The 5,201-nt window shown below is 67.9% G+C and carries 8 protein-coding genes; all 8 read left to right on the forward strand.

Going from position 1 to position 5,201, the window contains the following annotated elements; translation table 11 throughout:
- Window positions 1–45: 45 nt before the first annotated feature.
- The 8 genes from G6018_RS10025 to G6018_RS10060 all read left to right on the forward strand — a co-directional run bounded on the left by G6018_RS10025 (window position 46) and on the right by G6018_RS10060 (window position 4,686).
- Complete coding sequence (locus tag G6018_RS10025; RefSeq protein WP_182639517.1) at window positions 46–942, forward strand: ArdC-like ssDNA-binding domain-containing protein; 897 nt, start codon at window positions 46–48, stop codon at window positions 940–942.
- 159 nt (window positions 943–1,101) lie between these two features.
- Window positions 1,102–1,590, forward strand: coding sequence for a hypothetical protein (locus G6018_RS10030; protein ID WP_182639518.1), 489 nt, complete (start codon window positions 1,102–1,104; stop codon window positions 1,588–1,590).
- A 107-nt stretch (window positions 1,591–1,697) separates the two neighbouring features.
- A complete protein-coding gene (locus tag G6018_RS10035; protein ID WP_182639519.1) occupies window positions 1,698–2,327 on the forward strand; it encodes a hypothetical protein in 630 nt (209 codons plus the stop codon).
- A gap of 137 nt (window positions 2,328–2,464) precedes the next feature.
- On the forward strand, window positions 2,465–2,755 hold the full coding sequence (locus tag G6018_RS10040) for a hypothetical protein (protein WP_182639520.1): 291 nt from the start codon (window positions 2,465–2,467) through the stop codon (window positions 2,753–2,755).
- A gap of 2 nt (window positions 2,756–2,757) precedes the next feature.
- A complete protein-coding gene (locus G6018_RS10045; RefSeq protein WP_182639521.1) occupies window positions 2,758–3,036 on the forward strand; it encodes a hypothetical protein in 279 nt (92 codons plus the stop codon).
- A 50-nt stretch (window positions 3,037–3,086) separates the two neighbouring features.
- On the forward strand, window positions 3,087–3,434 hold the full coding sequence (locus tag G6018_RS10050) for a hypothetical protein (RefSeq protein ID WP_182639522.1): 348 nt from the start codon (window positions 3,087–3,089) through the stop codon (window positions 3,432–3,434).
- A 110-nt stretch (window positions 3,435–3,544) separates the two neighbouring features.
- Entirely contained in the window at window positions 3,545–4,384 is an 840-nt protein-coding gene (locus G6018_RS10055) for a ParA family protein (protein WP_182639523.1), read from the forward strand.
- Complete coding sequence (locus G6018_RS10060; RefSeq protein ID WP_182639524.1) at window positions 4,381–4,686, forward strand: hypothetical protein; 306 nt, start codon at window positions 4,381–4,383, stop codon at window positions 4,684–4,686. Before G6018_RS10055 ends, G6018_RS10060 begins: the two co-directional genes overlap by 4 nt.
- The last annotated feature ends 515 nt before the right edge of the window (window positions 4,687–5,201 follow it).

Consider the following 5,201-nt stretch of genomic DNA (forward strand, 5'->3'; position numbering starts at 1 on the left):
ATGCCGAGAGGGACAAGCCCCCGGCAGGACCGCAAGGAGTAGGTCATGGCAACCAAGACCGCGAAGAAGTACACCGCCGCCGAGCGCGACGCCGCCCGACCGGCCCGCGCCGCCAAGGTCGAGCAGATGCACGACGAGCTCAGCGCCGCCGTCGAAGCCCTCACCCAGACCGGCCAGTGGCAGAACTGGCTCGACTTCCTCGCCAGCTTCCACCGTTACAGCTTCAACAACACCCTGTTGATCCAGGTGCAGTGCCCCCACGCCACCCAGGTCGCCGGATTCAAGGCGTGGCAGGCCAAGGGGCGCCAGGTCCGCAAGGGCGAGAAGGCTATCCGCATCTTCGGCAAGCCGTTCCGCCTCGTCACCGACACCGACGAGACCACCGGAGAGAAGACCCGCAAGGCCGTCCCGTGCCCGCCGCCCGTGGTGTCCGTGTTCGACATCTCCCAGACCGACCCCATCGAGGGCGTCGAGCAGCCCACCGCCCCCGTCGCCCAGCTCCAGGGCGAGGACCACGCCGCCCTCTACGAGCGCATCAGCGAGTGGATGACCGGCCAGGGATGGACCGTCACCCGCGAGCAGATCCCCGGCGAGGTCAACGGCTACTGCACCGTCGACGGAACCCGCCGCATCGTCGTCGACGCCGACCTATCCGACGCCCACGCCGCCAAGACCGCCATCCACGAGGCCGCGCACGCGATCCTGCACACCGACGACGAGGGCAAGCTCACCGGCGAGCCCGACCAGGCCACCCGCGAGCTCGAAGCCGAATCCGTCGCCTACGTCGTCGCCGGACTACACGACCTCGACACCAGCACCTACAGCGTCGGCTACGTCGCCAGCTGGAGCGGGGGACAGGCCGACAAGGTCAAAGCCACCGCCGTCCGCGTCCTCGACGCCGTCCACCGCATCGCCGACGCCCTCACCCCAGACACCGAATAACCCCACCCACAACGCCCCCGCACCCACCAGGTGCGGGGGCGTTGTCGCACGTCCAGCCCGAAGAAGCCGACCCGTAACGCTTGTTCCACATGCACCGCATGTAGTACACTTGAAGCATGCCGAGAGGGACAAGCCCCCGGCACAACCGGAAGGACCACCATGACCGACAAGCCCGGAACGCTCCTCGAAGCGTTCGCCCTGACCATCGACGGCCGCGACGTGGATGCCCAGATCCGCCTCGTGCACGCCGAAGACGGCACCGAGATGCTCCACCACTACGAGGGCGACCTGCTGCGCCTGACCCACCCGGCCCGCCGCTACACCGACTGCGCGAGCATCATCACCGCCGCATCGGCCGGAGGCCGGTGCCACGCCTGCGCCGACGGCCTCCACATGGGCACCGAAAAGGCCGCGACCTACACCCGCGACCAGATCGGAACGGCAGCCAACCGCGCCGCCGACCTCATCCAGGAACACCTCGACCAGGACGGCGACAGCCTCGCCTGGAGCCTGGTCAACGTCATGGTGTCCGCGACCGACCACCTGCTCGCCAATCCCGACGCCACCCTCGCCGACATCTTCGTCGACAACTTCGGCGCCGCCCCCGACGACCCGAGCACCGTCATGGCCGAGTACGGCATGGACTAGCGCCGCCCAGAAACGCCCCCGCGCCCGCCAGGCGCGGGGGCGTTCTCGCAGGTGGCGACTACACTCAACACTTGTGCCGCGTGCATCGCATGTAGTACACTTGAGGCATGCCGAGAGGGACAAGCCCCCGGCAGGACCGCAAGGAGCGCAGCATGAACATCCTGGTCACTGCCCTGGTCGACCTGGACCCCACGAGGGCCGACTACGCCAACGTCCGCCACGCCCTCACCGCCGCCACCGAGCGCGGCCTCACCCTCGCCGAGGCCCAGATGGTCCTCGCCACCGCCACCGAGAAGGTCGTCGGCGACCTCATGGCCACCGCGCTGACCCAGCCGGACGCCGACCAGGGCACTGCCGCCGACCTCGACGACCCGACCAAGCCCACCGCCCAGGAGGTCCTAGCCCTCGACGCGATCCTGACCCGTGCCCTCGCCGTCTACAACGGCCGTCGCCCCCCGTACACCGTCGGAGCGGACATCGGCACCGATTCCGGGATCAAGTCGATCAACCGCGCCGCCGTCGCCCGCCGCACTCTCTGCAAGGGCGAGACTGAGGCCACGCTCAAGCGCATGCACATCACCAAGACCGAACTGCCCAGCAGGAACAAGACCCCCCGCTACCAGTTCACCGTCGCCGCAGTCCTCACCGTAGGCACCCGAGTCCGCGCCCTGTCGGCCTCCATCGTCCAGACCCCCAAGGGGCTCAAGATCGCAGCCTTCAACCCGCTGCACCGCTGATCCCGTGGAGGCCGGTGGCCGGACGATCTTCGTCCGGCCACCGCGGCATTTCACAGGCATCCGCTCATCCACAGATCGGCCGCTGCGACTGGCAAGAGCGGCCAGTCGCAGCGGCCCACCGTGCCACCATTGCCGGCATGAACACCGCCCCGATCACCGGCACTCGCTACGACGACGTCGTCCACGACGCCCTCGCCGTCGCCCAGGCCGGCGACTACCGCGCCCGGCACGTCACCGTCGGCTCCCGAGCGGGAATCGTCACCCCCCACCGAGGTGAGAACGGCCAGCTCGACCGCAACGACCTCGCCGCCCAGATCTACGCCCTCGCTCACGACCTGGCCTCCGACAACGGCCAGTACGCCGGCGGCGCGTTCGTCAGCGGCAGCGAGGGCTACTGCATCCACGCACCCGACCCCGACCAGGAGTAGTCATGCACATCATCGAGATCGACACTTGCACGCCCGACGGCCAACGCCTGCACTCAATCACCGACACCACGCTCGGCGACCACCACCACGCCCAGCACCGGGCCTACGAGCTCGCCGCGAATGTCACCATCGACCTGCACGCCCAGGACCCGTGCACCGCGCACGCCCATCTCATCGCCATCAACGGCCAGTGCTGGACCGTCATCGCCACCCGCAGCGGCGGCGCCGGCCGCGCCGACCTGCTCGCTACGCTCGCCGAGCTCACGCACCGCCACACCTAGACTCGCACCCAGCCGCGGACCTCCCCGGCACAGCCACAAGGAGCACCACGATGATGATCGCCGGACGCATCGACCACGTCTTCTCCACCGAGATCAACACCAGGCGCGGCACTGTCACCCTCACCTCAGTCTGGATCGCCGACGACCACGACTACCTCTCCCCCAGCAACCAGCCCTCCACCCTGTACGAGGTCCAGTTCATCGACGACAAGGTCCACAACTGGAGCGGCGCGATCCGCGAAACCTTCAACGACGGAGACCGCGTAATCGCGATCGTCAAGGACGGACTCGAAGCCGTTCCCTCCAGCGACGAAGCCGGCACCCTCCGAGCCTTCATCAAGGCCCGCGGCCTGGACCTCGCAGCGCCGACCCTCGACCGCGCCCGCGGCAACAACTAACCACACCACTGCATCGCATGTAGTACCCGCACCGCTTGTGCGACGTGCAACACCTGCGCTACAATCGAACCTGTTGAGAGACCCCTCCGGCAAAACCTCAAGGAGATCCCATGACCGCCATCGTCGCCCTCGCCAACCTCAAAGGTGGCGTCGGCAAGACCACGCTGACCCTGCACCTGGCGCACGAAGCCGCCAGCCGCGGCCTCAAGGTCCTCGTCATCGACATCGACGGCCAGTGCAACGCCACCGAATGGCTCACCGGCCGCAACGACACCACGCGCCCGGACCTCAGCATCGCCGACGTCCTCGACACCGCGATCCCCACGGCCAACCGCGCCACCCTCGCCGACGTGCGTATCCCCACCAAGCGAGACGGCATCGACCTCATCCCCGCCGCCCCCGTCGGCGAAATGGCCGCGATCAACTCCGCCCTCGAGGGGGCCAAACTGCGCGAGATGGTCCTGACCAAGGCCCTGCGGCCGATCGCCGACGAGTACGACGTCATCCTCATCGACTGCCCGCCGGCCATCAACGTGCTCACCCTCAACGCCCACGTCGCCGCTACCACCGGCGTGGTCCTGGTCGCCTCCCCCTCCGAAGGCGCCTACCGCGGCATCCGGGAGATGGTCAAGGAGATCGACCTCGCCAACGACGAAGACGACGGCCTCGGAGCGATCCTGGCCTCTCCCATCGAGTTCACCGGCATCGTCATCAACGACGTCGACCGCCGCATCAAGCAGCACAACGAATACGTCGAGCGCATCACGCGACTGGCCGAGCAGATCGACGCCCCAGTCCTCGGAGAGCCGATCCCCCACCTGGCCTTCATCCCCGCCGCCGCCGTCGCCGGCATGGGTCTCGACCAACTCCCGGACGCTCGGGCCGCCTACATCCGCGAACAGGTCGCCGCCGTCGTCGACACCATCACCGGACAAGGAGCGAACCAGTGACCGCCATCCCCACCCCCGAAGAGCCGGCACCCATCCAGCGTCGCTCACGGAACCTGCACTCGCGCCGAGCCGAGGCGCCGGCCGCCAAGAAGTACAACCGCGAGGGCACCGTGTCGGTCAAACTCGGCACCGAGCTCAAAGACCGGGTCGACAACGCGCTCGCGTTCGGTGGCCCGCACGTCGGGATCACCACCCTCGCCGACTTCATCCGCGAAGCCGTCAGCCAGTACGTCACCACCCTCGAGGCCGAGGTCAACGACGGCAAACCGTTCCCGGACGTCCCGCGGCGCGACAAAGACTAAACCCCGCACCACCGAGCGGCCTGTCACCACACGGAGGCAGGCCGCTCCCCCATTTCCGCAGCACCAACCCCACGACAAGCACCAAAAATATTCGGATCCACCGTGGGTGCGGCATCGCTCCCGGTAACTCCCGTACGGAGCTCGGTGCTGCCCTGCCGGACGTTGGTGTCCGCGATAGCGGGCACCACGGGCGCGGTGGCCCCCTTCACCAGCCGGAGGATTGTCCTCCCTCCACTACGCGAGTCAAGGTCGGCGCCTGACGGCGTCCGGCCGGCCACCAGATTCTTCCGACGCGGTCGCTGGCGCTCCCTTATATCGCCGGAAGATTCTGTCGTCCCGCCGGATTCCCTCGCTTGACACGCTGCGCTCCAGGAGGGGAAGAGCGGCAGGTATCAGATGAAGGGGGCGGCGTGTTTGGGCACGACTCGGGCGGATCCGTGCAGTTCACACCCGGGAAACGTCACACGCAACACTTGCTGTACATGCATTGCATGTAGTACACTTGAGACATGCCG

It is taken from the genome of Dietzia sp. DQ11-44 (genome assembly GCF_014145205.1).
Classification (GTDB): domain Bacteria; phylum Actinomycetota; class Actinomycetes; order Mycobacteriales; family Mycobacteriaceae; genus Dietzia; species Dietzia natronolimnaea.

What these genes read in the sequence shown, in the direction of transcription:
- G6018_RS10025 (WP_182639517.1), top strand. Translation starts at nt 46, where the DNA reads ATGGCAACCAAGACCGCGAAGAAGTACACCGCCGCCGAGCGCGACGCC.
- G6018_RS10030 (WP_182639518.1), top strand. Translation starts at nt 1,102, where the DNA reads ATGACCGACAAGCCCGGAACGCTCCTCGAAGCGTTCGCCCTGACCATC.
- G6018_RS10035 (WP_182639519.1), top strand. Translation starts at nt 1,698, where the DNA reads ATGCCGAGAGGGACAAGCCCCCGGCAGGACCGCAAGGAGCGCAGCATG.
- G6018_RS10040 (WP_182639520.1), top strand. Translation starts at nt 2,465, where the DNA reads ATGAACACCGCCCCGATCACCGGCACTCGCTACGACGACGTCGTCCAC.
- G6018_RS10045 (WP_182639521.1), top strand. Translation starts at nt 2,758, where the DNA reads ATGCACATCATCGAGATCGACACTTGCACGCCCGACGGCCAACGCCTG.
- G6018_RS10050 (WP_182639522.1), top strand. Translation starts at nt 3,087, where the DNA reads ATGATGATCGCCGGACGCATCGACCACGTCTTCTCCACCGAGATCAAC.
- G6018_RS10055 (WP_182639523.1), top strand. Translation starts at nt 3,545, where the DNA reads ATGACCGCCATCGTCGCCCTCGCCAACCTCAAAGGTGGCGTCGGCAAG.